Origin of the sequence: Aeromonas sp. s13, assembly GCF_040907905.1 — a bacterium.
GTDB classification, from domain to species: Bacteria; Pseudomonadota; Gammaproteobacteria; order Enterobacterales; family Aeromonadaceae; genus Aeromonas; species Aeromonas veronii.
In genome coordinates this window covers 45,079-70,905 of sequence record NZ_JBFOCS010000073.1, presented here as the reverse complement: position 1 = coordinate 70,905, position 25,827 = coordinate 45,079, and the positions used below count along the sequence as shown (strand labels likewise).

Below are 25,827 nucleotides of genomic sequence, written 5' to 3'. Positions count from 1 at the left end.
CTATTAATGTCTACGCGCATATGCTTTGAGCAGACTCGGCACATCCAAAATAAGAGCAATTCCGCCATCACTGGTAATCGTCGCCCCGGCCATGCCAGGCGTACCTTGCAGCAGGTTATCGAGTGGCTTGATCACCACCTCTTCCTGACCAATCAAGCTGTCTACCACAAACCCGATTTGCTGAGTGCCAATCTGCACGATCACCACATGTCCGGTATCCTGACGTGAACGCTTGTTGGCGCCACGAATCAACCACTTGTGCAGATAGAAGAGCGGTATCGCCTTCTCGCGCACAATGATGGTGAGCTGGCCATCAACCATGTTGGCCTTTTTCAGATCCAGATGGAAAATCTCGTTCACACAACCAAGGGGAAGTGCGAAGGTCTGCTCACCCACTTCCACCATCAGAGTTGGCAGAATGGCCAGCGTCAACGGAACCTTGATTTCGAGACGGGTACCTTTCCCCCAGGTGGAATCGATGTGCACCGATCCATTGAGGCTGACAATGCTGGTTTTAACCACATCCATTCCGACACCACGGCCAGAGATATCAGAGATCTCGGCCTTGGTTGAAAAGCCCGGAGCAAAGATCAGGTTATAGGCATCGTTGTCGCTCATGCGAGCGGCAGTATCTGCATCCAGAACACCGCGACTGATTGCGATGGACTTGAGTTTCTCAGGATCCATCCCTGCCCCATCATCCTCGATGCAAAGCAGAATATGGTCACCTTGCTGGGAGGCGCTAAGGGTAATTGTCCCTTGCCGCGGCTTGCCCGCTTTCTCCCGCACATCCGGCATTTCGACCCCGTGATCGCAAGAGTTGCGAACGAGGTGAACCAGAGGATCGGCGAGCGCCTCTACCAGGTTTTTATCCAGATCTGTCTCTTCCCCCACCATCACCAGCTCAATCTCTTTCTTGAGGGTTCTGGCCAGATCACGCACCACGCGCGGGAAACGACCAAATACCTTCTTGATTGGCTGCATGCGGGTTTTCATCACCGCACCTTGCAGGTCAGCCGTTACCACATCCAAATTGGCAACCGCCTTTGACATCTCTTCATCATTACTGGCAATACCCAAGCTCACCAGCCGGTTACGAACCAGTACCAACTCACCTACCATGTTCATGATGACATCGAGGGTCTTGGTATCCACCCGCACCGTCGTATCGCTTTGCACGGCACTATTTTCTGCTGGCGCAGGCGCAGCCTTGGCGGCAGGCGCTGGTGCCTTGGCTGCTTCGGCAGGTTTTGCGGGGGCAGCCGGTGCTGGTTTGGCAACAGGAGTGGCCGGTTTGGGCGGAGTCACCGCGGCAGGTGCGGCAGGTGCGGCAGGTGCGGCAGGTGCGGCAGGTGCGGCAGGTGCGGCAGGTGCGGCAGGTGCGGCAGGTGCGGCAGGTGCCATAGTACTCTGAGGCCCTTGACCACGACCATGCAATTCATCAAGCAGGCGTTCAAACTCATCATCATCGATAAGCTCGTCCACCTCTTTTTGCACCGACTTCAGAGGATTCACCTCTGGCGCCCCCATGTGCTGTCCCTGGCCATGGAGCTGGTCCAGCAAGGCCTCAAACTCATCATCGGTGATATCGCCAGAGCCACCCTCTATCGGGGCTGCTGCAGCCGTCTTGGTTGGTGCCCCCCCCACGCCGTGGAGCTCGTCCAGCAGACGCTCGAATTCGTCTGCAGAAATTTCATCGATCGAGCCGCCGCCATTGACAGGAGCAGGCTCGCTGCTGATGGCTGTGGGTTCAACAACTTCTGGAGCAACTTCTTCAACAACTACCGGTGCTGCAGGTTCAGATTCTACAGCCGCAGCCGCACTGGTAGCTGTGCGCAGTTGCTCTTCCCCTTCCGGCTTGCACAACTCATGGAGGTCATGAAGCAAATCATCTGACGCAGGGCTGGGTGCTTCGCGATTTTGAACCTGGGCGAACATGACATTGATGGCATCCAGCGCTTGCAGGATCACATCCATCAGCTCCGCAGTAACGGTTCGCTTGCCATTACGCAAGATATCGAACACGTTTTCCGCACCGTGGCATACATCAACCAGTTCACCGAGCGACAGAAAACCTGCCCCCCCTTTCACGGTATGGAAACCGCGAAAGATGGCATTCAACAGGTTCTTGTCATCGGGCCGCTTTTCCAAGTCGACCAGTTGTTCAGACAACTGTTCCAATATTTCGGATGCTTCGACCAGAAAGTCTTGCAGTATGTCTTCATCAACTTCGAAGGCCATGCGTCACTCCATTAGAATCCCAAGCTAGACAGCAGATCGTCCACATCATCCTGACCATTGACCACATCGGCACGAGCCTCAGGGTTCATGATAGGGCCCTCTGCTTCAATCCCGTTGACAGGAATACTACGAGTTGAATGCTCAGCAGAAGCCTCACCAAACATGGTCAGCATTTCTATTAATTTTGTTTCAACTTCCTGAACAAGCTTGATGACCTTGCGGATCATCTGACCTGTCAAATCCTGAAAATCTTGTGCCATCAGGATTTCTGTCAGCAGTTGCCGTAATTTATCGGCATCTGACTCTGAAGCCTTAATAAAATCATCAAGTTGGTGACATAAGGATTTGAACTGCCCCACGCTCATGTCACGAGACATCAGGGCATTCCAGTTCGGCATCACCAGCTGGATATTGTCATTCAGGCGATCCGCTATCGGCAAACTGGCTTCCACCGCATCCATTGTGCGATTGGCCGCTTTGTCGGTCATATCGATAACGTAGCTCAAGCGCTCCCGAGCATCGGGAATATCATGAGTAGCCAAATCGGGAATACGGGGATCGAGGCGAAATTCTTGAAGTGAATCATGCAGTTGTCGGGTCAGCTGACCTACTTTTTCAAACAGATCGGCTGCGTTGGGGGCACATACATCGGCAAGCAGTTCATCGGCCAGCTCAAATTCGCCTTGCTCCAGATGAGCAACAAGCATCCTTGCCTGGTCGAGCGAAATCATTGCTCTCGTTTTGGCCATCATCCCTGCAGCTCCTTAGCCAATTCGTTCGAAAATTTTGTCGAGTTTTTCTTTGAGCGTTGCTGCGGTGAAGGGCTTGACGATGTAACCGTTGACGCCAGCTTGGGCGGCTTCAATGATCTGCTCACGTTTGGCTTCAGCGGTTACCATCAGTACCGGCAGATGCTTGAGCTTCTCATCGACACGGATGGCTTTAAGCAGGTCAATACCTTGCATGCCAGGCATGTTCCAGTCGGTAACTACAAACTGAAAGTCACCATTTTTCAGCATCGGCAGCGCTGTATTGCCGTCATCCGCCTCATGGGTATTGTTGAATCCCAAGTCGCGCAGCAAGTTCTTGATAATCCGGCGCATCGTTGAAAAATCGTCAACAATGAGGATTTTCATGTTCTTGTCCAAAATTCCCTCCTAAATAGCCACCAGAGTGGCTCACTTACATGATGCTAAAAACGGGTTGTGTCGTGCGGATTATGCCTTAGAGTTTCATCTCAGTGTAGCCAGTACAAACACTTATAGATGCCAATCTCTCAAACGAGCACGCAATCTGTGCATTGCCTGACTGTGGATCTGGCTCACACGCGACTCGCTGACATTCAAAACCTCGCCAATTTCACGCAAATTCAGCTCTTCATCGTAGTAAAGAGAGAGAACCAAAGCTTCTCTCTCTGGTAGACGACCAATTTGCTCGGATAATTGAATCTGAAATCGCTCGGCAGCCAATTCATCGAATCCCGAGCCTGAAGGAGCGTCATCGGGGTTGCCGATCACATCCTCGCTGACTCCCAAATCTTCGATGCCGATAATTTTGCCGCAGGAGACGTCTTGCAGCATCGCATGGTAATCAGCGATGGAGACCCCCATCTCGGCAGCAACCTCGGTATCTCGCGCGTCACGCCCGTGAGTCTGCTCGACATTCTCGATCGCCTCTGCAATAGCGCGACTGTTGCGATGCACAGAGCGGGGTACCCAGTCACCACGCCGGATCTCATCCAGCATGGCGCCTCGGATGCGGATCCCGGCATACGTCTCGAAGCTGGCCCCCTTGCTACCGTCAAAATTGCGGGAAGCTTCAAGCAGCCCAATCATACCTGCCTGGATCAGGTCATCCAGCAAGACACTGCTGGGCAGGCGAGCCAACAAATGCTGGGCAATTCGCTTGACCAGGGGAGCATGACGCTCCACCAGCACATAGGAATCCTGATGACGCAAGTACGCTTGGGCTTTATTCACGGGAACCTTCCTGTGTTGTGGCCGGTTTCTGTAACAAATTTTCCAGGAAAAACTCCAGATGGCCGCCCGGCTGGTTGGGCACCGGCCAGCTCGCCGCCTTGTTGGCAAGGGCCCGGAACGCCAGTGCGGCCGGCGACTTGGGAAACGCCTCGACAATCAGCTTCTGCTTGCGCACGGCGGCACGCAGATTGGTGTCATAAGGTACACAGGCGACCAGCTCCAGCGAGGTGTCGAGGAAACGATCCGTTACCCGGGTCAGTTTGGCAAAGAGCTCCTGCCCTTCGCGCAGACTGCGCACCATATTGGCCACTACCTTGAAACGAAACACGCCGTGATCCTTGGAGAGGATCTTGATGAGGGCGTAGGCATCGGTGATGGAGGTCGGCTCATCGCAGACCACCACCATGATGTCTTGAGCTGCTCTGGTGAAGCTCAGCACCATGTCGGAGATCCCCGCAGCCGTATCCACCAACAGGATGTCGACCTGGGTCTTCATCTCGCTGAAGGCACGGATAAGCTCGGCATGCTGCACCGGAGAAAGCTCGACCATGGACTGGGTGCCCGAGGTCGCAGGCACGATCATCATGCCGTAAGGGCCTTCGACGATGATGTCGTCGATGGTGCATTCACCCGCCAGCACGTGAGAGAGGTTACGATGAACCCGCAGCCCCAGCATGACGTCGACGTTGGCCAGACCCAGGTCGGCATCCAGCACCATCACCCGCTTGCCTTGGGCGGCCATGGCTCCGGCCACGTTCAGGGTCACGTTGGTCTTGCCCACGCCACCTTTACCACCGGAAACGGCGATTACTTTTACTCGATTGTTTTGACGCATTTTGCGCAGACCACTCGCCTGATCCATATACATGTTACTCATAAAACTCCGAATCTTCGGCCTCGCCAAAGCCTGCGCCCCAGAAATAGGGCTCCTCTGTTTCTCGCTCCAGCGAGCCCATGGCAGCCCCGACGAGCTGCGCCGCATTGGCAACCTGAATATCTTCCGGAACCCTTTGTCCGTCAGTGATATAGCTGATGGGCAATGAATTCTGGATACACACGTTAATCACTTCGCCCAGATTCAGACTTTCATCCAATTTGGTAAGTATGCAGCCGCTTAATGGAATACGCCGGAAATGGTCAACCGCCTCCTGCATCACCCGACGCTGGGAAGTTGCCGACATCACCAGATAACTGCGGATCCGTACCTTGGCATTCTTGACCAGGGTATCGAGCTGCTCGGTCAACCGGATATCCCGCTGACCCACCCCGGCCGTATCGATAAGTACCAGCCGACGGTGACGGAACTGATAAAGGGCATTGGCCAACTCTTCGGCATCACGCACCTGCCGCACCGGACACCCCATGATGCGACCATAGGTCTGCAGCTGTTCATGGGCACCAATCCGGTAGTTGTCGGTGGTGATCAGCGCCACCTGCTCGGCGCCATACTTCATGGCGAAACGGGCAGCCAGCTTGGCGATGGTGGTGGTTTTGCCCACCCCAGTCGGACCAAGCAGCGCAACCGCGCCGCCCTGACGCATGATCTCGTCCTCACTGATCTTGAGCTGGGCCGTCAGCACTTCGGCCAACTGGGCCATCGCCTGATGGATGGACATATCTTCGGGGATCAGTCCCGCCAGTTGATCGGCAAACGCATCATCAAAGCCCAGTTTCTTGAGCTCCTTGATCAACAGGGCCCGCATCGGTTCGCGGCGCTCCACCTCTTGCCACATCAGTCCGGAGATCTGGTGCTCCAGCAATTTGCGGATGCTGGCCATCTCCTTGCGCATCCCTTCCATCTCCTGATCCCGCTGGGCAGGTTGAGGAACACGCTGGCCGGAGGCAACCCGGGCCTTGGGCTTGGCAGGTTCCGGAGCTGCGCCCCACTGCCCCTGCTCGGCCAATGTTCTGGGCGCAGCATTGGCAGCGGCCAGACCGGCCGATTGGGTATTACCCAGTGGCGCCCCATTGCCCGGCTTGAGCTTCTGCTGGCGCGCCAGCAAGGCGGCCAGGGTATCGGCATAATGTTCGTTCTGCTCCTTCGCCGGCGACGGCTCGGGGCGGATCATCTGCCGTGCAGCAGACGAAATATTGACGCTCTCATCGTTCAGCTGACGGCGAACCGGCACATCTTTGGGCCCCGGGACCTGGGATTGATAATCGACTGCGGCGACTATCTCTACCCCTCCGGTGACCTTCTTGTTGGACATGATGACGGCGTCAGGCCCGAGAGTCTCCTTGACCTCGGCCAGAGCCGTTCGCATATCCTTGGCAAAAAACCGCTTAATCTTCACCCGTCGTCTCCGCTAACTAGTTCTGCCCTACCGCACTGACGATGCGGATCTGCTTGTCGTCGGGCACTTCCTGATAAGACAGAACGCGCAATCCAGGAATGGCATTCTTGACAAATTTCGCCAGGGTATTGCGCAAGATCCCTGATGTCAGAAGCACGGCCGGTTGGCCTTCCAATTCTTGTCGTTGAGTGGCTTCCACCAGCGAACGCTGCATCCGCTCTGCCAGACCCGGTTCAATACCGGCACCATCACCGCCACCTGCCTGCAGGGATTGATGCAATATACGTTCCAATTCCGGTGCCAAGGTAATCACCGGCAGCTCGGGATCGGGGCCTGCAATCTCCTGCACAATCAGGCGACGCAGGGCAATCCGGCAAGCGGCCGTGAGCACTTCCGGATCCGGACTGCGCGGCGCGTATTCAACCAGGGTCTGCAGGATAGTGCGCATATCGCGGATTGGCACGCCTTCATTGAGCAAATTCTGCAATACCTTCACAAGGTTACCCATGCTGATCACTTCCGGCACTAGACCTTCGACCAGCTTGCTCTGATGTTTGCCAATCATGTCGAGCAGCTGTTGTACCTCGTCATGACCCAGCAACAGAGCTGCATGGTTGGTCAGGATCTGGCTCAGATGGGTAGCCACCACGGTCGCGGTATCTACCACCGTATACCCCAGCGTCTGTGCCTGAGAGACCATCTCCTTGGCAACCCAGACCGCTTCCAGTCCGAAGGCGGGATCCCGGGTGGCTATCCCCTGGATCTGGCCGAACACCTGCCCCGGATTGATGGCCATCTCCTTATCATGGTAGACGTTGGCCTCGCCGGTACTGACCCCCATCAAGGTGATGCGGTATTGGTTTGGCGCCAGATCCAGGTTGTCGCGAATGTGGACGGCCGGGACCAGAAAGCCCAGCTCCTGCGAGAGTTTCTTGCGCACCCCTTTGATCCGGTTGAGCAGTTCGCCACCCTGATTGCGATCCACCAGCGGGATCAGCTGATAACCCACTTCCAGCCCGATGATGTCCACCGGCATCACATCGTCCCAGCTCAGCTCTTTCTGCTCATGAGGTTGTTCGGCAGTGGCCGGCAGCAACTCACCCTTGGCCGCTTTGGCGGCCGCCAGTTTCTCTCGGCGCAGCAACCACCAGGCGCCAGCGGCAGCGAGAGCCCCCAGACTCAGGAAGGCAAAATGCGGCATCCCCGGCACCAGTCCCATCATCAGCAGAATCCCGGCAGAGATGATCAGCGCCTTGGGATTGTCAAACAGCTGACCCAGCACCGCGGTTCCCATGTCCTGATCGGTATTCTGACGGGTCACTATTATGGCGGCGGCGATGGAGAGCAGCAGGGAGGGGATCTGTGCCACCAGACCGTCACCGATGGCCAACAGGGTATAGATCTCGGCCGATTCACTGAAGGTCAGCTGGTGCTGCATCATCCCGATGATGAAGCCGCCGATGATGTTGATAAAGAGGATCATGATGCCCGCAATGGCATCCCCTTTGACGAATTTGGAGGCACCATCCATAGAGCCGTAGAAGTCGGCTTCCTGGGTCACATCCTGACGACGCTTCTTCGCCTCTTCCTGATTGATGAGACCGGCGTTCAAATCGGCATCGATGGCCATCTGTTTGCCCGGCATCGCATCAAGGGTAAAACGGGCACTCACTTCCGCGATCCGCCCGGCACCCTTGGTGATCACCACAAAGTTGATGATCATCAGGATGGTGAAAACGATGATGCCGACCGCATAGTTGCCGCCGATCACCACGTTACCGAACGCCTCGATCACATGACCGGCCGCCGCACTACCATTATGACCTTCCAGCAACACCACCCGGGTCGATGCGACGTTCAACGCCAACCGCAGCAAGGTAGCGAGCAGCAGTACGGTCGGGAAGGCTGCAAATTCGAGAGGGCGGCGGGTATAGACGGATACCAGCAGCACCACGATGGAGAGGGCAATGTTAAAGGAGAAGAGCACGTCCAGCATCAACGGCGGGATGGGCAACACCACCATACCGAGCGCGGCCAATACCAGCAGAGGGGTGCCAAGGCCTTTGCCCAATACTCCCCGGTACTCTTTGAACTGGCCCAATACTGCCTTGAATTCCATCGCGCTTCTCAATTTCAACCTGCTGGTGCCAGATTAAAGCAAACATCAAGCCAACAATACAAGACATTGAAATGCAATGGATTTATTTTGACTACGTCAGAACTTTGTCATTTTCGATATTCGGCCGGAATGGGCAGATCTTTAGCCAGCGGCTGGGGACGGCGCCCCTGACCACGACGGAATTTCTTGAGCTGGAAGACATAGGCGAGCACCTGGGCAACCGCCGCAAACAGCCCTTCCGGGATCTCGTGGCCCAGCTCGGTTGAGTGGTAAATAGCCCGGGTCAAAGCCGGTGACGGCATGATGGGGATCTCGTACTCTCTGGCGATCTCCCTGATCTTCATTGCAATTTCATCGGTGCCCTTGGCTACGACCTTGGGCGCGGCACCGGGTTTGCCCGCATCATACTTGAGCGCTACCGAGTAGTGGGTCGGGTTGGTGATCACCACATCGGCCTTGGGCACATCCCCCATCATCCGGCGCATCGCCATCTGCATCTGCAACTGACGGATCTTGCCTTTTACCTCGGGCTTGCCTTCGCTGTCCTTGAACTCGTCCTTCACCTCCTGCTTGGTCATCTTGAGCTGACGCATGTGGTTCCACTGCTGGAACGGCACATCGATGGCCACGATGGGGAGCAGGGCACAGCAGAGGATGATCAACATCCAGAGAAACAGCTCCAGCGCATCGATAATGCCGCCGGGAAATCCCTCCATGGAGAGGTTTAGCAGGTGATTGAACTGGCTGGATAACATCCACCAGGCAAACAGGGTGATGAACACCACCTTGGCGATAGATTTGACCAGCTCGATCAGCGACTGCACCCCGAACATCCGCTTGATGCCGCTGAGTGGACTCAGCTTGCTCATCTTGGGCATCATGGCTTCGGTGGAGAAGTTCATCCCCCCCATCAGGGTGTTGCCAATAAAAGCGGCAATCGCCACCAGCGCAAACAAGAGTCCCAGCGGAAGCACCAGTTCCCCCAGCAGCGCCGGCACCATGGCGATCATGGCATTGGGATCGAAAGCCTGCTCCCGATCCAGAGTAAAGCCCATGGTGACGACCTTGATCATGGCAGTCGCCAGCGAGCCCTTGAGCATCAGCAGGCCAAATACCGCCGAGAGCAGAACGCTGGCGGTCCCCAACTCTTTTGAACGTGCAATCTGCCCTTTTTCACGGGCCTGTTGCAGTCGTTTGCCCGTGGGTTGTTCGGTACGTTCCTGGTCGGTATCAGCCATGAGCGCCTCCGAAGCACTGGGTGTTGATCAGCTCGCAGCTGACCTCCTGCACCCGCTCCCACATGATGTCGAAGTGACCGAGGAACCCGCCGATAGTGAGCCAGAGGATCAGCAGACCCGACATCATGCTGACCGCAAAACCGATACTGAAAATGTTGAGCTGCGGCGCCGCCCGGGTCATGACGCCAAAGGCGAAGTTGATTAAGAGCAAGGCGACGATGGCTGAGAGCGACATCACCAAAGCAGCCTGATACATCACCCCCAGAAACGCACTCAGGGTTTTCATGGACGAAACCGAAAGGCCGTGTTCGGAGACAGGCAGTGTCTCGAAACTAAGAATGACCAGCCGCAGCATTACCAGATGACCATCCAGCGCCAGAAACACCAAGGTCGCCAGCATCAGATAAAACTGACCCACCACGGGGGCCGACTGGCCATTCATCGGGTCCACCAGGGTGGCAAAACCCAGACTGGTCTGCATGGCGATGACCTGACCGGCCATCACGAAGCTCTCCATCAGAAACTGGGTCATCAGGCCGAGGGCAATTCCGATCAGCAGCTGCTGGCCCAATACCAGAAAGCTGCCGGCAGAGAAGAGTTCAATGGGGGGCATTTTCGGAAGCAGCGGGGCAATCAGAAAGGTGATGGCAAGCGCCAGCCCCATCCGTACCCGCGCAGGAGCAAGGCGGCTGCCGAACACCGCCATCACCATCAGCAGGCTGCTCACCCGTGCCAGCGGCCAGAGGATGGAAGACAACCACTCCATGATCAGAGCGGTTGTGTAGGTCATCCCACCACCTCGGGGATTTGATTGACCATCAGTATGAAGAAGTCCATCAGACTCTGCATTCCCCAGTGAGCACCAATTCCCAGGGCCAGCAGGGTCACGATAAGACGAGGCAGAAAGCTCAGGGTCTGTTCGTTGATGGAGGTGGCCGCCTGAAAGATGGCTACCACCAGTCCGATAGCGAGGCTGGGCAGGATCACGGCGCTGACCATGATATTGACCAGCCAGAGCGCCTCACGAAAGACGTCGACAAAGGTTTCAGGACTCATGTTCGGGCTCCTTGCGCTCGACCGGCTAACCGGCACCCAGTCCGAAACTGTTGGCCAGCGATCCCAGAATGAGATTCCAGCCATCCACCATCACAAACAGCATCAGCTTGAAGGGCAGCGAGACAATCATCGGCGAGAGCATCATCATCCCCATCGCCATCAGGATACTGGCCACCACCAGATCGATGACCAGGAACGGCAAAAACAGCATAAAACCAATCTGGAAGGCGGTTTTCAGCTCGCTGGTGACAAACGCCGGGATCAGCACCCGTAGCGGCACATCGGCAGGTTTCTCCACCTGCACGTTGGCAATCTCCATAAAAGTATTGAGATCCTTGATCCGGGTCTGGGCCAGCATGAACTGATGGATGGGCAACTCGGCCCGTTCCAGCGCCTCCTTTGCCTGAATGGTCTCGGCCAGATAGGGCTGCAATGCCTCATCATTGATGCGATCCAGCACCGGCGACATGATAAAGAACGACATGAACAGGGCGATGCCGATCAACACCTGGTTGGAAGGACTCTGTTGCAGACCTATCGCCTGGCGCAAGATACCCAACACCACAATGATGCGGGTAAACGAAGTCATCATGATCACCATGGCCGGCAAGAAGGAGAGCGCGGTCATCAGCGCCAGCACTTGCAGGGTCAGGCTGTACTCCTGAGAGCCATCCCCCATGGTCTTGACGGTCACCGCCGACATGGCGTCCTGTGCCAGCGCAGGCCAGGAGCAAAAGAGTGGTATCAGCAGGCTGACCAGCAGCCCCGTTTTCAGCCATAAGCCGTTAGCTTTTTTCATGCTTGCCCATCAATTTGCCAAGCTGCTGAGAAAACGCCTGCGGCTGATTTTCATCCAGCGGCTCCTCCAGCCGGTAGAGAAAGTTGACCTGCTGCGGTGTTACGCCGACCAGCAACTGCTGTTCGCCCACCTTGACCACCAGCAGCTTCTCTTTGTAACCCACCGGCAACGAGGCGATGACCCGCATCTGGCCGCCCCCCATGGCGGTCGCCAGCTTGCTCTTCTTGAGCAGAAAGCCCAGCACCAGAATGAGACCGATCACCATCAGACTGGAGAGCAACCAGGAGCTCAGACTAGGCACGTTGGCAGATGCCGCTGTCTCGGCAAAGGCCGGAACAGGCAGCAATAACAACAGGAGGCGCATCATTTAAGCTTCTTGATCCGTTCAATCTGGCTGATGACGTCGGTCAGGCGAATACCGAACTTGTCGTTCACCACCACCACCTCGCCGTGAGCGATCAGGGTACCGTTGACCAATACATCCAGCGGCTCGCCTGCAACCCGATCCAGCTCCACCACCGAGCCCTGGTTCAGCTGCAACAGGTTGCGGATGCTGATCTGGCTGCGGCCCACCTCCATGGCGATAGTGACCGGAATATCGAGAATGGTGTCAAGCTTGCGACGCTCCTCGGCACTGATGGGGGCATCATCTTTCAACTCTTCCAGCGGGGCTGGCTTGGCTTCCGCCGTCACCTGCTCCTCCAGAGCCGCAGCCCAGGCATCAGCCATCAGATCCTCTTCCTCAGTTCCGCTCATCTTGTTTCCTTATGCTACTTCGTGACCGTTTACCGTAATAAACCGTCAATTATCGCTGTTGATCTTCGATACTGCGCTCGAGCTCTTCCAGCTCGGCCTCGCCATCAATTCGTACCCCGCCCCGGGTCACCAGATGCATCTCCGTCTTGACCCCTTCCGGACGTTTGAGCTTGTCGGTGATCTTGAGCGCTACATTATCCTTGGTGCGGCCCATCTTGGCGTGGAAAGTGGGCAAGTCCTCGACAAAAACCAGCAGATTTTCCGGCATATCGACCGGAATGATATCGCCAGGTCGCAGCTCCATCAGTTCACGCAGGGTGAGTTCGGTCTCCAGCAGCTTGGCCCGCAGCTCCACCTTGACGTCCATGATCTCGTCACGCAGCGCCTTGCTCCAGCGTACGTCGGTATCCCCCTTATCACTCTGCACACCGGCGTCCAGCAGCTCGCGGATCGGTTCCAGCATGGAGTAAGGCATCGCCACGTGGAAGTCACCGCCGCCACCATCGAGCTCAATGTGGAACGAGCTGACCACGATCACCTCGGTCGGGCTGACGATGTTGGCCATCGCCGGGTTCACTTCGGAGTCGAGATACTCGAACCCCACATCCATCACTGGCGCCCAGGCATCCTTGTAATCCTCGAATACCAGTTTGAGCAGCATCTGGATAATGCGCCGTTCGGTCGGCGTGAACTCGCGCCCTTCAATCTTGGCGTGATAACGGCCATCGCCACCGAAGAAGTTCTCCACAAGAATGAAGACCAGTCGGGCCTCCATGGTGATGAGCGCCGTCCCCTTGAGCGGGCGGAAGCGCACCATGTTGAGACTGGTCGGCACAAACAGGGTATGAACATACTCGCCAAACTTGAGCATCTGCACGCCGTTGATGGAGACCTCGGCGGTACGACGCATCATGTTGAACAGACTGATCCGCATATGGCGGGCGAAACGCTCATTCACCAGCTCCAGCGTCGGCATGCGACCACGGACGATGCGGTCCTGGGAGGAGAAGTCAAACTGGGCTACGCCGGGGTCTCCAGCGCCGCCTATCTCTTCCTCTTCGACATCATCGACACCGTGCAAGAGGGCATCAATTTCGTCCTGACTTAACAGATCGCTCACGCTTCACCTACTGCATTACAAAGCCGGTAAACAGCACTTGTTCGATAACGGGGGAAGAGACCAGGTCCTTGAGCACCCGACGGCACTCTTCCAGTGAATCCTTGCGCAGCTTCTCCTTGCCTTCAAAGGTCATCAGCTGTTCGGCACTGGCTGCACTGAATACCCGCAGCAAGGTGCCTTCAATCAGGGGGATATTCTGTTTGGCCAGCGTCTCGTCGGCGGTACCGCGCACCATCAGCTGGATCTTGATCTGCACCAGTCGATCTCGCTGGGCACCTGCGACGTTGAAGACAAAGGGGCGCGGCATACCGACATAGAGGGAAGGTTTAGGCGCTTCCTCCTTGGGTGCGGCTTCGGCACCTTCCGCCGCTTCAGCGGGCGGTTTATCGGAGCCGGAGAGCATCAGGAAGGCGCCAACACCACCACCGCCCAGCAAAATTACCGCCAGGGCAATGATAATGATCAGCTTCTTTTTCTTGCCCGCAGCCGGGTCTTTTAGCGTCAACTCGTTATCGTCAGCCATCCCTTGTCCACCCTAGTCTCAAACTTGTTCGATATCATAAACTTACTCGGGATTGCATCAAGCATAGAAATCAATTCCGGAACCGTTTGTCGATTCCACCAGCAAACTGGGGTTGGAAGTGGTGAGTTCCCCTTCAACCAGCCCGTTACCGGACCGCGGCTGACCACTACTCTGACCTTGCTGCCCCTGCCCGTTAAAGGTGGGCTGGCCCTGTTGCTGTTGTTGTTGCGACTGCTGCTGTACCTGCGTCTGACCAAGCTGGATCCCCTGCCCTGCCAGCATGTCACGCAGCCGGGGCATCGCCTGCTCCAGCATCTCGCGGGTCTGTCCATGTTGTACCACAAAATGGACGTTGGCCTGGCTGTCGGCCCCCATCTGGATCTGGATCTTCATCTTGCCAAGGCCGAGGGGGTCGAGCTGAATTTCCGCCTGTTGCAGTTTTTCGGCCAGCATCACATTGACCTTCTGGTGCAATTCGGCAGGCGCCTCCTGACTGGCCAGTTTCAAATGGGGTAAATTCTGCGGCTCACGGCGTAGCGTTGTCTCAGCGGCGGGCGCCCGGCTATCGGCTACCTGTGGCTGAGTTTGGCTGTTTTGGCCATGCTGAACAGTCTGGTTCTGGCTGCTCTCACCGCTCGATGTCGCCGCAACCAGGCTCTTCTCCGCCTCACCGGCCTTCGGTTTTACCTCAAGCGAAACCGCTTTGCGCACCTCGTCGGTGCCGGTCACTTCCATCTGCTTGATGCCGGCTGAAATGGTCGACAGCGGCGCTTGCGGCCCTTGAGATTCAGCCTGTGCCAACACCTGCTGCGGCGCCACCATCACGGGGGCGGCAGCACTATCGGTCTGAGCCGTCGCAGTTGCCGTTACGCTGCTCTGGGCTGCGGCACTTTCTGCGGCACTCTGCGCCGTCGTCACGGGCGCCGAACCTTGATTGGCGGCGGTGGCTGGCTGCAGGCTTCCCTCGGCAGCACTCTTTTCTGCCCCCTTGCCAGCTACCCCACTTCCATCCGCAGTTGCTGAAGTAGTTGCAGCGCCCGCCTCAGACTGCTTGAGCCCCTCGCTGAAGGCCTTGAGCGCAGCCCCCTGAGTCGCGGCTTGCGTCGCCTGCCCCTTGTTAGTCAAAGCATTGCTGGCGGCGGGATCGGATTTGCTGTCGCCAGCCTCTTTTGCAGCGAGAGACTCCGCGGATTTGGCGGTGTTTGCCGACTCATCGACCGGCAGCACCTTGGCCAGCTGAGCCATCCGCTCGGCCCCCGTGAGGGGCTTGGAGTGCTTGCCATCTGCTCCGAGGGTTTCTCCCTTGACAGAGGCTTTCTCCCCGGACTGCCTATCCGTAGTAGTGGCTGCATCTTCACCTTCAGAGGAGAGAACGGCAGCAGAGGCATCGCCCTGCGCCACCACTCGCGCCGCTGAAGACGATACGGTGGTATCAAGAGTCGAATTGGCGGTCGTCGCCAGCGGCGACTGCGCCCCGTTCTGACCGGCAAGCTGGCTGGCAATTCTGGCAGCGGCAGGGGTCTGCTCGCCGTCATCAAGCGCAATCCCCTCCAGCTCACCCTCTTGCGGCAACGGATTGCCGTCTACCGCAGTGGCGCTCTGTTGGGCCGCCACCGCCAGCTGGGGTGTCACTAGCGAGGTATCGAGCTTGAGGGAGTCTTGCAGGCGCAGTAGAAAGTCGGTGGCAGGGACCTCCTCCACCTTGTTGTCGGCGTCAGGATCCTGCTCCTTGCCGGTCTCCTCTTTGGGAGAGGCGCTTTCGGTCGCCAAAGATTTGGCTGATCGGACATGGTTACCGCCCTGAGTAGCCTCGGCAGCGCCCTGTTCGCTGTCCCAGGCCTTGGCAATCAGGGTGGCGAAATCACCCTTGCTGTCGCTGCCGGTTCCCCCATCGATACTTTTGCTCTCGACGGAACCGCTCAGAGGCGCTTTGTCCAATCCATTGGCCGGAGCCGAAGGCGTTTGTGTCAACAGTGTCTGCATCATGATGGGATCCCTGAATTCTGGTGGCCCCCAAAGAGATGGCCGCCGACAATGTCCAGATCAAAGCAAGTTACAGGCCAGATTGATGAAAGCGCCGCAACATGGCGTACTCATCCAGCATCTTCTGCTCCTGACGCTGGGCTTTCTGCTGCTCGCGGCTCGCCTGCTTCTCCAGCAACAGCTCCACCGCCTTGCGCCGCTGCTGGGCAGCCAGCCACTCTTCACGGCGTTGTTCCAGCGCCTGACGCACCTGCAACACCCCTTCGTACTGCTGGGTCGCTGCCTGTTCGAGCTTGTTGATAAAGGCGTGATACTGGGTGTTTTGCTGGGGTGAAATCCCCTGCAGGCCGCGATCGGTCCACTGCTGGTGATAGATCTGGCGGTACTGGTTGAGGGCATTTTGCTGATCCATGAACAGCTTGAGATCCTGCTGCGCCTTCACCAGTGCCAGCGCACACTGCTGCTCCGCTTCCACCAGCCGATCGGCCAACAATACCAACCCTTTACTCATCGTCGACCTCTCTGTTACCGACCATCATCAGCGCATCAATGGCATCGCCACCATCTGCAAGGCTTGCAGGCCATCATCGTAGTGAATGACCTCGCGCATCCCCTGCTGCAAGAACTGATCCAGATAGGGTTTTTGAATGATGGCGCGGTCAATACGAGGATCGGAACCCTGACTGTAGGCACCGATGGTGATGAGATCCCGGTTCTGCTGATAGAGGGAGTAGAACTGCTTGAGGGTGCGCGCCAGATCCATATGTTCCGGCGAGGTCACCATGGGCATAACCCGGCTGATGGACTTCTCGATATCGATGGCCGGATAGTGGCCCGCATCAGCCAGCTCGCGCGACAGCACTATGTGGCCATCGAGGATCGCCCGCGCAGCATCGGCAATGGGATCTTGCAGGTCATCCCCCTCGGTCAGGACGGTGAAGAAGGCGGTGATGGAGCCCTGGCCGTCACTGCCGTTACCCGCCCGCTCCACCAGCGCCGGTAATTTGGCAAATACCGAGGGCGGATAACCCTTGGTTGCAGGCGGCTCGCCCACCGCCAGCGCGATTTCACGCTGGGCTTGGGCATAACGGGTCAGCGAATCCATCAAGAGCAGCACATTAAGCCCCTGATCGCGGAAATATTCGGCAATGGCCAGCGCCGTTTCACACCCCTTGAGCCGCATCAGCGGCGAGGCATCAGCGGGAGCCGCTACCACCACGGAGCGGGCTCGCCCCTCCTCGCCCAGAATGTCCTCGATAAACTCTTTCACCTCCCGGCCCCGTTCACCGATGAGGCCGACCACCACCACATCCGCCACCGAGCCACGGGTCATCATGCCAAGCAGCACCGATTTACCGACACCGGAACCGGCAAACAGCCCCATCCGCTGGCCCTGACCCACCGTCAGCACGGCGTTAATGGCGCGCACCCCCACGTCCATCGGCTGATGGATCGGGCGGCGAGAGAGCGGGTTGATGCGGTGCGGGGCAAACTGCACGGTCTGGGAGGAGAGAATGGGGCCGAGCCCATCGAGTGGCTGACCAATGCCGTCGATGACCCGACCAAGCAGGTTCATCCCAACCGGAATGCCGTGCTCTTCGGTGATGGGCACCACCCGGGCACCGGGGATCACCCCCTTGAGCTGCTCGCTCGGCATCAGATAGAGGCGATCGCCAGAAAAACCGACCACTTCAGCCTCCAGCGTCCCATCAAGGGTATCGATGCGGCAGAGAGCACCGATGGCGGCGCGGCAGCCAATGGCTTCGAGGGTCAGCCCCACCACCCGGGTCAATTTGCCGGCGACCGGCGGTTTGGGGGCGCTGTCGCGTACCTTGTACCCTTGCAACCGGTTCAGTAGCGAGCCGCTCATCTGGCCTCCTGAGAGCTAAAAAGTGCAGCCGGACGGCAACGTCCGGCATCGGTTATGGGCGTGAGTCCGGCGAAGCCGGTTTCTGCGACGCATTGTCCCGCAAGAAGTTGCGCAGCAACTGATCGATGCGACCGGAGAGGGTCAGATCGATGCTGGAGAGCTCGGTAGCCAGTTGCAGATCGCCGGGGGAGAGGGTGGGATCGCTCTGCAATCGCCAGTGGCGCTTGGCGCACTCTTCGGCGCCAAATGCCTGTTCGATTCGCGCTATATCGTCAGGATGCAACATCAGAGTCACCCCCTGTTCGGCGGCAGGCAGCAAGGCCAGCCCCTCTTTGAGCGCCTCCAGCAAAATGCGGGGGGAGGTCTCCGCTTCGTGACGAATGAGCGCGCGGGCCAGTTGCATCACCAGCGAGACCAACTGCTGCTCCACCGCCTGCTCCAGCTCGTTAAGCGGATTGGCAAGGCGGGTGGCGAGCCCCTGCCAGTGGGCGATCTCCTGCTCCACCAGCTCGCGGCCCATGGCCAGCCCCTCCTCGCGCCCCTGTTCGAGACCGGCAGAGTGGCCCTGTTGCAAGCCTTCCAGCTTGCCCTCTTCCATCCCTTTGGCATAACCGGACTCGCGCCCCTCGGCCATCCCCTCTTCCCAGGCGGCCTGACGGATCGCTTCAAGCTCTTCGGCGGTGATGCTCGGGGCCGGCTCCTGTTCGGGCTCCGGCTCGACGACCTCTTCTTCCTGCTGATACCAGTCGGGAGCCAGGCCGAGAGCGTTGGTCTCGACCTCGGCCTCGACCTCCATCTCGGGCCAACCCCAGGTTTCGATCCGGGCATCGTCCCCGTCAGGCCGCACATAGCCACGCAGTTTGTTGTTCATGGATTAGCGCAGCTCCTCGCCACCGCCGGATACAGTCCCGGCGCAACCGTAGAGTTTCTGGCCCATGGCTTAGAGGAACTCCTCGCCGCCACCGGCACCCAGCATGATCTCGCCGGCATCCGCCAGACGACGGGCAATGGAGAGGATCTCCTTCTGGGCGGCTTCCACTTCGGAAACCCGGATCGGCCCCATGGCCTCCAGATCGTCTGCCAGCATCTCGGCGGCACGCTTGGACATGTTCTTGAAGATCTTCTCGCGCATCTGATCGTCCGAGCCCTTGAGGGCCCGTTGCAGCAGATCCCCCGGCACTTCCCGCAGCATGGTCTGGATGCCGCGGTCGTCCACATCGATAAGGTTCTCGAACACGAACATCAAATCCTGGATCTGCTGGCTCATCTCCTCGTCCGACTCGCGGATGGAGTCCATCAGCTGACCTTCGATGTTGGTGTCGAGGTAGTTCATGATGTTGGCCGCAGCCTTCAGGCCGCCCATCTTGGCTGCCTGGGCACCCGCCGCACCGGCGAACTGTTTCTCCATGATGTCGTTCAGCTCTTGCAGCGCCGCCGGTTGTACCTCTTCCAGGTTGGCGATACGCATCACCAGATCGAGGCGCACCTGCTCGGGGAACTGGCTCAGGATCTCGGCGGATTGCTCCGGCTCCAGATAGGAGAGCACGATAGTCTGGATCTGCGGGTGTTCGTTCTGGATGATGCTGGCCACCTGACGTGCATCCATCCACTTGAGCGAATCGAGGCCGCGGGCGCCGGAACCGAGAATGATCTGATCCACCAGATTGCTCGCCTTGTCCTCGCCAAGGGCCGCCACCAACGCCTTGCGCACGAAGTCTTCGCTGCCGATACCGATGTTGGTGTACTTCTGGATATCGTCGATGAATTGACGGTGCACCGCCGCCACCCGATCGTGACTGAAGTCGGACATGGAGGCCATCGACATACCGAGCCGCTGCACCTGCTTGGGCTCGAGATGACGGAAGATCTGGGCGGCATCCTCTTCATTGAGGCTCAGCATCAGCACCGCGGCCATCTCCATCCCCGACATCTGGTCGAGGATCTGGCGCTGACTGTCAGTGATGTCATTGCCGGTGACTTGACTCTTCTTTTCTTCAGGCATCTTTGTTCGTTACCCATTCTTTAATGACCTGAGCGGCCAGATCCGGCTCGTTCGCCACCAGCGCACGTACCGCCTTGAGCAAGTCTTCATCACGGTGCAGGTCCGGCAGTTTCAGCTGGCCATCGCGTACACCAAATACCTGATCGTTCTCGACTTGTGCTGACAGCAGACTCAACTCGTCGTCGCCACCCAGTACGGTGTGGTTGTCGAAATCCACTTCCCCTTCCGGTTTGGCATCCGGATAGAGCAGTCGCTTGAGCATGGGGCGAACCACGGTGACGATCAAGACGATGATCACCAGTACCGAGGCGGCAATCCGCACCGCACGCCAGAACCAGGGCTGATCGTAGAGCGGCACTTCGGCCACGGTATCCAGCTCTGGGCGATTGAACGGAATCGCGACCACCTCAAGGGTATCACCACGGGTCACATCAAAGCCAAGGCCACCGCTCAGCAAACGACGCAATGTATCGAGTTCTGCCTGGGTGCGCGCCTCACGAGTCACAGCCCCGTCGGCACCGGGTACCGCTTTGTAATCCACGGCAACCGAGACGGTCATGCGGCGAATGCCTCCCATCTGGCGACGGGTATGGCTGACGGTGGTATCCAGTTCGAAGTTGCGAGTTGCCTCTTTGCGGGAACGGCCCGAAGCGGCAGCGCTGGCACCATCACCACCGGTCGCCTCCTCGGGAATATTGGAGGCGGCAGGGGGCTGGTTGGAGAGGGCGCCGGGCACACCACCGTTGCTGCCGCTGGCGCTGTTCTCTTCCATGGTCATTTCGGAGCGCACTGCAGGCAGGTCAGGGTTGTAAGTCTTGCGGGTCTGCTCCTGCTGGGAGAAGTCGAGAGAGAGATCCACTTCCGCCGTATAGTTGTCGGCCCCCAGCACCGGGATCAGGATGGCGTCAATTTTTTGTTTGTACTCCAGCTCCTGCTTCTGCTGCATGGCAAACTCTTTGCGAGTCTGGGCCGAGATCGGGTCTTGCGAGCCGGAGTTGAGCAGGCGGCCATTCTGGTCGGTGACGGTGACGCGGGTCGGCTCAAGGCCATGTACGGCGGAAGCCACCATATCGACGATGGAGTCCACCTCCCCCTGCCCCAGCGCCGCCCCTTTCAGGTTGAGCACCACGGTGGCACTGGGTTTGCGTTCGTTGCGGGCAAACACGTTGTCTTTCGGGATAGCCAGCAGCACCTGGGCCTTGGCCACATTCTGGAACTGCTCGATGGCGCTCGCCAGCTGGCGCTCGCGGCTCAGCTTCAGACGTTCACTCTCCATCCGCTGGCTGACGCCGAAACTGGAATCTTTCAGCAGGATATCTTCACCACCGATGTTGCTATCGGTGGCATTGGCAAGACCGGCACGGGTCAGGGCCAACTGGATAGTGGGGTAACTTTCGGCGTTGACCAGCACGCTCTTGCCATCCACCTCGTAGGGGATCTTCTGCTGATCGAGGAAATCGAGAGTCTTCACCAGCTCCTGGGTGGTGTAGGTGCCGAGGGGACGCATATCCGGCTCCTTGCCCCACAGCAGGATAAACACCGCAATGGCCAGACAGATGGCAAGCCCCAGGATCAGGGTGATTTGCCGCAGCACATCGGTGTTGGACAGGAAGCCCAGCGCCGAACTCTTCTGCTCATTTTCATCGAGGGCGGCGGTGCCCTCATCGTTTATCAGCAGATCGCCGTTTTGGTCAGTAGCCACGATTTATGTCCTTATTGCTGACATGTTCATGATGTTCAGTCGTCATGGTTTATTGGCGTCGCTTATACCGGCATGTTCATGATGGTTTTGTAGGCATCGACCATCTTGTTGCGCACCTGTACCGTGGCTTCAAAGGCGATGGACGATTTTTGGCCCGCGATCATCACCTCGGCCAGATCCACCGACTTGTCGCCCATGTCGAAACGGGTACGCAGGTCATTGGCGGCCCCTTGCAGCTCGTTGACGTTGCCAAGCGCCTGTTGCAGCAGCAGACCAAAGTCGGAGGTTACCTGACGACCGGGTTGTGCCAGCGGCGTTGCGCCTGCTTCGATCTTGAGCGCCTGCATCTCTTGCATCAGGCTGCTTGCACTAATTTCCATTTTCCATCCCCAGACAAATCATTGACGCTGGCATGCAACAAGCAATTAGAGTGCCAATGCGTTAAAAGCGCGACGCGGATGAGTGGCCAGACCAGGCCGGACGGGTTCGACAACGGCAGGTGGCTCTGATTAAATCCGACTCTGACGCCCACTTTTGCTGGCTGGCAAGGAGTCCGCTCTGGATTATCGCAAACCCGTGTTCAAGGCGATGGACTACATCAGCCACCATCTGGATGACAATCCGGGCCTGGATGAGGTCGCAGCAGCGGCAGCCATTTCCACCTTCCACTTCCACCGTATTTTCAAGACGATGGTCGGCGAGACCATTGCCGGATTTACCCGGCGTCTGCGTATGGAGCGCGCTGCCCGTCGCTTGCTCGCCTCCCCCCAGAGCGACATCACCACCCTCGCCCTGGCCGCCGGGTTCTCCAGCTCGCAGAATTTCGCCAAGGCCTTTCGCCTGCACTTCGCCATGAGCCCTTCGGAATACCGCCAGCAGCAGGGGGGAAACTGGAAAAGCAAGATTGGAAACGATCCCCTTCCCTTTGACACCTATGATGGCCTGGTCATGCACCCGGTCACCGAACACCCGGGTCTGTTGCAGGGGGCTAGCGTCAGGCAGATGCCCACCCGGCGCGTGGCGTACATGCGCCGCCTGGGCCCCTATGGCAAAGAGACCTGCGAGCAAGCTCATCGGGATTTGCTCGCGCTGTTCGCCTCAGACGAGGCGATGACACCGGCGGGTACCCTGAGTCTCTATTGGGATATCCCCGATATCACCGATGAGACCCGTTGCCGTACTGACGTCTGCATCGAGCTGGGGCCAGAGATCCCCGCTGGGCGCCAGTTAACCACCCAGACCATCGCCGCGGGCCCCTATGCGGTTTGTCAGTTTATCGCTCGCTGCGATCAACTGATTGCCTGCTGGGAGACGGCGTTTCGCTGGGTAGTGGGCCAAGGGCTGAACTGCGACGATCGTCCGTGTTACGAGCAATATCACGCAGGCACGGACCCCGACCGGGATCATTACGTGTTTGATATCTGTATCCCGCTGATCAACCGATAAGCCGATACCTCATTTCCATTTACCCACTTCGGTGCCTTCGGGCACCGAAGCGACGGAGTCATGCCCATGAATATCAAAACGCTGTTTCTAGCCAGCCTGCTGGTAACGCTTCCCGCTGCCACCAATGCCCAGTCACAGAGCCAGACACTGATCTTTGGCGGCACCATCTACAGTGGTGATCCGGCGAACCCTCACCCGGAAGCGGTCGGCATTGAAGGTAAAAAGATAGTGGCAGTCGGCAGCTATCAGGAGGTCAGCGCCCGCCTCGGCAACCATGCCAAGCGTCTTGATCTGAAAGGAAAGTACCTGATGCCGGGGCTCATCGATAGCCATGTTCATGCGGCATTTGCCGGTTTTCAGGGGATGACGGTTAACTTTCCTGACGCCATGAGTGAGGTTGAGCAGGTGCAACAATTTCTGACCCTCAGCAAGGATGATCCCCGCCTGACACTGGGCGATGTAGAGCTATACAGCAATGTCTCCCTCGACTATTGGCATCAGCTTCCCCTGCTCGATCAGGTGTTCAATGGCCCGCAATACCGGCAGATCCCGGTAGTGCTGGCAGGTTCGGATGCCCACACCGGTTGGGCCAATCAGGCCATGCTGCGCAAGGCTGGCATTGATGCCGACACCCTTGCCGGTCGTTATGCTCCGCTGAAAGGCAATTTTGGCCTCACCCCATCCGGCAAGCTCAATGGCTTTGCCTCGGAAGGCGGCTGGGATACCATCCTCAAGGCGCTGCCTCCTGTCAGCGACGAGACGATTGCCAGTGCCATCATGACTGCCGCCAAACAACTCAATCAGGTGGGCATTACCGCCTGGATGGACCCTATCAGCAACATTCGCCCCCTCGCCCCCATCTTCAACGCCGAGCCGGATCGCCGCAATACCGGCCTGCTGCCGGCGTACAGCATGCTCTCCCGGGAAGGCAAGCTGACCGGACATGTGTCCGCACTGGCACTGGTGGGGATACATGCATCACCCGCCATCATTGATGACGTATTGGCGCTGCAACAGCAGTTTCAAGATGCCCCGGACGTTAAACTGGTGGGGATCAAGATCCTGCAAGATGGTGTCATCGAGTATCCATCCCAGACCGCCAAGTTGAGCGAACCCTACCTCAACCGTCCCGGTTACAGCGGCAAGGACGATCTGGACAAGCAGCGTTTCAACGAGCTGATCCGCACCGCGGATGCCCATCAACTTATCGCTCACTTTCATGCCATCGGCGATCGGGCCGTCCGTGAATCCCTCGATGCCATCGCCTATGCCCTGGCCCACTATCAGGATCACCGCTTGCTGCACAGCATCACCCATCTGGAGGTGGTGAGCCCGGCCAGCATTGCCCGTTTCAAACCACTCAATGTGGCCGCATCGATGCAACTGTTGTGGGCCGGGAAAAACGTGGCGACCACCCTGCTGCTTGAAGGAAAAGTGCCCCCGGCACTGCTAGCCCGCCTCTATCCGGCAGGCAGCTTGCTGCAAAGCGGCGCCATTATCGCCGGCGCCAGTGACTGGCCGGTCTCCAGCCCCAACCCTTTCCTCGCCATGTATACCGCAATCACTCGTCAAGGGGAGCTTGGCTTGCTGCCCCCCGCCAGCGAGCAGATCAGCCGTCAGGCCATCTTGCAGGCCTATACCCTCAACGCCGCCAAGGTAATTGGACGGGAGAAGGAGATTGGCTCCATCAGCGCGGGCAAGAGTGCTGACCTGATCTTGCTGGATCGCAATCTGGAACAGGTAGCAAGCGAAGAGATCAAGGAGACCAAGGTGCTCTGGACCATGTTCAAGGGCAGGCAGGTCTATTCAGCCCACTGACACAGAGAGAACAAACAGGCCCGCACTGCGGGCCTGTTTGCGAGATCACGACAAGCGTATGGCGTGCAGTGAGCAACCGATAACGACAGGATTAGCGGCTCGTTTCAGTCAGCTCCTTGTCAATCCAGTACTTGGAGCCGGAGATATTGGCATCGAGCAGCAAGCCCTTCTCGCCAATCTGGTAGATGGCCATGCCGCCATTGTATTTGGCGGTCAGCTCGGCGCTCTCCTTGCCGGCCACCACGCCCACTTCGGAGGTAGCCTCCCACCCCTGGGTCACGAAAGCATCGAATCTGGCCTTGTCTTCAAACAGGATCACCTGCTGATAGAACTTGCCGCCAATCCCGGCCGCCAAACCCGCTCCAAACATCTTCATATAGGTGTGCTTGCCGGTTTTGCGATTGACCGCCACCCCGGCCCCCTGATTGGTATGCAGCATCAGGGAGAACTTGCGCGAATCGAACACTGCATAGCCATAAGCCTTGTCAAACAACAACTTGGCTGATGGCTGCTCGTTGAACAACCGGATCAGCGCAGTGTCGGCCATGGTATTGAGCGCGCTCCTCGCCTCTTTCGCCGTCTTGGGGTTGAGCATCTCGTTGAGCTCCTTGTCGGCCGCCTTCAGCCACTCCTTGCCGGTCGCGATGCTCTTGTCGGTCCAGACCCCGGCGGTATTGAAGGCATCCTCTCCCCATGCAGAGATGGAAGCCCAGCTCTTTTTGGAGAAATCGCTGACATCCTGCCACACCTCCTTGCTGGTCTCGCTCACTGCCGCTCCGAGATCGGACGCTGCGGCCTTGAGCTTGGCCCAGTCGGCATAACAGGGTGAGAAGGCCAGACTCAGTGACAAGGCCAGCAACCAGTTACGCTTGTTCATTTTT

The 25,827-nt window shown here is 58.0% G+C and carries 25 protein-coding genes; 2 read left to right on the top strand and 23 right to left on the bottom strand.

The genetic code is table 11. From position 1 onward, the window contains the following. Window positions 1-3 precede the first annotated feature (3 nt). From AB5Y82_RS15630 to fliE, 22 genes are all read right to left on the bottom strand, one after another. Window positions 4-2,241, bottom strand: coding sequence for a chemotaxis protein CheA (locus tag AB5Y82_RS15630; RefSeq protein WP_368174203.1), 2,238 nt, complete (start codon window positions 2,239-2,241; stop codon window positions 4-6). 11 nt (window positions 2,242-2,252) lie between these two features. Next, window positions 2,253-2,993, bottom strand: a complete 741-nt coding sequence (locus AB5Y82_RS15625) for a protein phosphatase CheZ (protein ID WP_368174202.1) — start codon at window positions 2,991-2,993, stop codon at window positions 2,253-2,255. 12 nt (window positions 2,994-3,005) lie between these two features. After that, a complete protein-coding gene (gene cheY, locus AB5Y82_RS15620) occupies window positions 3,006-3,389 on the bottom strand; it encodes a chemotaxis response regulator CheY (protein ID WP_013723552.1) in 384 nt (127 codons plus the stop codon). Between the two features lie 111 nt (window positions 3,390-3,500). Beyond that, window positions 3,501-4,220, bottom strand: a complete 720-nt coding sequence (locus tag AB5Y82_RS15615) for an RNA polymerase sigma factor FliA (RefSeq protein WP_019444723.1) — start codon at window positions 4,218-4,220, stop codon at window positions 3,501-3,503. Then, window positions 4,213-5,088: a MinD/ParA family protein gene (locus AB5Y82_RS15610; RefSeq protein ID WP_013723550.1), complete on the bottom strand. Its 876-nt coding sequence runs from the start codon at window positions 5,086-5,088 to the stop codon at window positions 4,213-4,215. The genes AB5Y82_RS15615 and AB5Y82_RS15610 overlap by 8 nt, the downstream gene beginning before the upstream one ends. Window position 5,089: 1 nt before the next feature. Beyond that, window positions 5,090-6,514, bottom strand: a complete 1,425-nt coding sequence (gene flhF, locus AB5Y82_RS15605) for a flagellar biosynthesis protein FlhF (protein WP_368174201.1) — start codon at window positions 6,512-6,514, stop codon at window positions 5,090-5,092. A gap of 16 nt (window positions 6,515-6,530) precedes the next feature. Further along, on the bottom strand, window positions 6,531-8,633 hold the full coding sequence (gene flhA / locus AB5Y82_RS15600) for a flagellar biosynthesis protein FlhA (protein ID WP_005353675.1): 2,103 nt from the start codon (window positions 8,631-8,633) through the stop codon (window positions 6,531-6,533). A 107-nt stretch (window positions 8,634-8,740) separates the two neighbouring features. Next, a complete protein-coding gene (gene flhB / locus AB5Y82_RS15595; protein WP_247823198.1) occupies window positions 8,741-9,871 on the bottom strand; it encodes a flagellar biosynthesis protein FlhB in 1,131 nt (376 codons plus the stop codon). Beyond that, complete coding sequence (fliR, locus tag AB5Y82_RS15590) at window positions 9,864-10,661, bottom strand: flagellar biosynthetic protein FliR (protein WP_005353677.1); 798 nt, start codon at window positions 10,659-10,661, stop codon at window positions 9,864-9,866. Before fliR ends, flhB begins: the two co-directional genes overlap by 8 nt. Beyond that, entirely contained in the window at window positions 10,658-10,927 is a 270-nt protein-coding gene (gene fliQ / locus AB5Y82_RS15585; protein ID WP_005334727.1) for a flagellar biosynthesis protein FliQ, read from the bottom strand. Before fliQ ends, fliR begins: the two co-directional genes overlap by 4 nt. Window positions 10,928-10,952: 25 nt before the next feature. Continuing rightward, window positions 10,953-11,726: a flagellar type III secretion system pore protein FliP gene (fliP, locus tag AB5Y82_RS15580; RefSeq protein WP_005334729.1), complete on the bottom strand. Its 774-nt coding sequence runs from the start codon at window positions 11,724-11,726 to the stop codon at window positions 10,953-10,955. Then, window positions 11,713-12,093 (bottom strand): flagellar biosynthetic protein FliO, encoded by a 381-nt coding sequence (fliO, locus tag AB5Y82_RS15575; protein ID WP_005362049.1) that lies wholly within the window; start codon window positions 12,091-12,093, stop codon window positions 11,713-11,715. The genes fliP and fliO overlap by 14 nt, the downstream gene beginning before the upstream one ends. Beyond that, a complete protein-coding gene (gene fliN / locus AB5Y82_RS15570; RefSeq protein ID WP_005298791.1) occupies window positions 12,090-12,482 on the bottom strand; it encodes a flagellar motor switch protein FliN in 393 nt (130 codons plus the stop codon). The genes fliO and fliN overlap by 4 nt, the downstream gene beginning before the upstream one ends. A gap of 49 nt (window positions 12,483-12,531) precedes the next feature. Further along, entirely contained in the window at window positions 12,532-13,602 is a 1,071-nt protein-coding gene (gene fliM, locus AB5Y82_RS15565) for a flagellar motor switch protein FliM (RefSeq protein WP_005334736.1), read from the bottom strand. 7 nt (window positions 13,603-13,609) lie between these two features. Beyond that, window positions 13,610-14,125: a flagellar basal body-associated protein FliL gene (fliL, locus tag AB5Y82_RS15560; RefSeq protein WP_042054463.1), complete on the bottom strand. Its 516-nt coding sequence runs from the start codon at window positions 14,123-14,125 to the stop codon at window positions 13,610-13,612. Window positions 14,126-14,182: 57 nt separating this feature from the next. Then, a complete protein-coding gene (locus AB5Y82_RS15555) occupies window positions 14,183-16,111 on the bottom strand; it encodes a flagellar hook-length control protein FliK (protein WP_368174200.1) in 1,929 nt (642 codons plus the stop codon). Between the two features lie 67 nt (window positions 16,112-16,178). Further along, entirely contained in the window at window positions 16,179-16,619 is a 441-nt protein-coding gene (gene fliJ / locus AB5Y82_RS15550) for a flagellar export protein FliJ (protein ID WP_005334746.1), read from the bottom strand. 27 nt (window positions 16,620-16,646) lie between these two features. Then, window positions 16,647-17,978 (bottom strand): flagellar protein export ATPase FliI, encoded by a 1,332-nt coding sequence (gene fliI, locus AB5Y82_RS15545; protein ID WP_111900494.1) that lies wholly within the window; start codon window positions 17,976-17,978, stop codon window positions 16,647-16,649. Window positions 17,979-18,030: 52 nt separating this feature from the next. Then, window positions 18,031-18,849, bottom strand: coding sequence for a flagellar assembly protein FliH (gene fliH, locus AB5Y82_RS15540; protein WP_111900495.1), 819 nt, complete (start codon window positions 18,847-18,849; stop codon window positions 18,031-18,033). A gap of 69 nt (window positions 18,850-18,918) precedes the next feature. Then, complete coding sequence (fliG, locus tag AB5Y82_RS15535; RefSeq protein ID WP_005334749.1) at window positions 18,919-19,980, bottom strand: flagellar motor switch protein FliG; 1,062 nt, start codon at window positions 19,978-19,980, stop codon at window positions 18,919-18,921. Next, window positions 19,973-21,682, bottom strand: coding sequence for a flagellar basal-body MS-ring/collar protein FliF (gene fliF, locus AB5Y82_RS15530; protein ID WP_005334750.1), 1,710 nt, complete (start codon window positions 21,680-21,682; stop codon window positions 19,973-19,975). Before fliF ends, fliG begins: the two co-directional genes overlap by 8 nt. Window positions 21,683-21,744: 62 nt before the next feature. Then, window positions 21,745-22,062: a flagellar hook-basal body complex protein FliE gene (gene fliE / locus AB5Y82_RS15525; RefSeq protein WP_005353687.1), complete on the bottom strand. Its 318-nt coding sequence runs from the start codon at window positions 22,060-22,062 to the stop codon at window positions 21,745-21,747. A gap of 154 nt (window positions 22,063-22,216) precedes the next feature. Here fliE and AB5Y82_RS15520 point away from each other — a divergent pair, with 154 nt between their 5' ends. Both AB5Y82_RS15520 and AB5Y82_RS15515 read left to right on the top strand, forming a co-directional pair. Then, the gene (locus AB5Y82_RS15520) at window positions 22,217-23,128 is read left to right on the top strand and encodes a GyrI-like domain-containing protein (protein ID WP_368174199.1); all 912 of its coding nucleotides are present in this window, start codon (window positions 22,217-22,219) and stop codon (window positions 23,126-23,128) included. Between the two features lie 66 nt (window positions 23,129-23,194). Next, window positions 23,195-24,946, top strand: coding sequence for an amidohydrolase (locus AB5Y82_RS15515; protein WP_368174198.1), 1,752 nt, complete (start codon window positions 23,195-23,197; stop codon window positions 24,944-24,946). A gap of 91 nt (window positions 24,947-25,037) precedes the next feature. On the opposite strand, the gene AB5Y82_RS15510 is transcribed toward AB5Y82_RS15515, so the two are convergent. Next, on the bottom strand, window positions 25,038-25,823 hold the full coding sequence (locus tag AB5Y82_RS15510; RefSeq protein WP_368174197.1) for a hypothetical protein: 786 nt from the start codon (window positions 25,821-25,823) through the stop codon (window positions 25,038-25,040). Between the last annotated feature and the right edge of the window lie 4 nt (window positions 25,824-25,827).

What these genes read in the sequence shown, in the direction of transcription:
- AB5Y82_RS15610 (WP_013723550.1), bottom strand. Translation starts at nt 5,088, where the DNA reads ATGTATATGGATCAGGCGAGTGGTCTGCGCAAAATGCGTCAAAACAAT.
- fliP (WP_005334729.1), bottom strand. Translation starts at nt 11,726, where the DNA reads ATGAAAAAAGCTAACGGCTTATGGCTGAAAACGGGGCTGCTGGTCAGC.
- fliH (WP_111900495.1), bottom strand. Translation starts at nt 18,849, where the DNA reads ATGAACAACAAACTGCGTGGCTATGTGCGGCCTGACGGGGACGATGCC.
- flhA (WP_005353675.1), bottom strand. Translation starts at nt 8,633, where the DNA reads ATGGAATTCAAGGCAGTATTGGGCCAGTTCAAAGAGTACCGGGGAGTA.
- fliR (WP_005353677.1), bottom strand. Translation starts at nt 10,661, where the DNA reads ATGACCTACACAACCGCTCTGATCATGGAGTGGTTGTCTTCCATCCTC.
- fliI (WP_111900494.1), bottom strand. Translation starts at nt 17,978, where the DNA reads ATGAGCGGCTCGCTACTGAACCGGTTGCAAGGGTACAAGGTACGCGAC.
- fliL (WP_042054463.1), bottom strand. Translation starts at nt 14,125, where the DNA reads ATGGCTGACGATAACGAGTTGACGCTAAAAGACCCGGCTGCGGGCAAG.
- AB5Y82_RS15515 (WP_368174198.1), top strand. Translation starts at nt 23,195, where the DNA reads ATGAATATCAAAACGCTGTTTCTAGCCAGCCTGCTGGTAACGCTTCCC.
- AB5Y82_RS15625 (WP_368174202.1), bottom strand. Translation starts at nt 2,993, where the DNA reads ATGATGGCCAAAACGAGAGCAATGATTTCGCTCGACCAGGCAAGGATG.
- flhB (WP_247823198.1), bottom strand. Translation starts at nt 9,871, where the DNA reads ATGGCTGATACCGACCAGGAACGTACCGAACAACCCACGGGCAAACGA.
- AB5Y82_RS15510 (WP_368174197.1), bottom strand. Translation starts at nt 25,823, where the DNA reads ATGAACAAGCGTAACTGGTTGCTGGCCTTGTCACTGAGTCTGGCCTTC.
- fliN (WP_005298791.1), bottom strand. Translation starts at nt 12,482, where the DNA reads ATGAGCGGAACTGAGGAAGAGGATCTGATGGCTGATGCCTGGGCTGCG.
- fliQ (WP_005334727.1), bottom strand. Translation starts at nt 10,927, where the DNA reads ATGAGTCCTGAAACCTTTGTCGACGTCTTTCGTGAGGCGCTCTGGCTG.
- fliO (WP_005362049.1), bottom strand. Translation starts at nt 12,093, where the DNA reads ATGATGCGCCTCCTGTTGTTATTGCTGCCTGTTCCGGCCTTTGCCGAG.
- AB5Y82_RS15630 (WP_368174203.1), bottom strand. Translation starts at nt 2,241, where the DNA reads ATGGCCTTCGAAGTTGATGAAGACATACTGCAAGACTTTCTGGTCGAA.
- fliJ (WP_005334746.1), bottom strand. Translation starts at nt 16,619, where the DNA reads ATGAGTAAAGGGTTGGTATTGTTGGCCGATCGGCTGGTGGAAGCGGAG.
- fliG (WP_005334749.1), bottom strand. Translation starts at nt 19,980, where the DNA reads ATGCCTGAAGAAAAGAAGAGTCAAGTCACCGGCAATGACATCACTGAC.
- AB5Y82_RS15555 (WP_368174200.1), bottom strand. Translation starts at nt 16,111, where the DNA reads ATGATGCAGACACTGTTGACACAAACGCCTTCGGCTCCGGCCAATGGA.
- fliE (WP_005353687.1), bottom strand. Translation starts at nt 22,062, where the DNA reads ATGGAAATTAGTGCAAGCAGCCTGATGCAAGAGATGCAGGCGCTCAAG.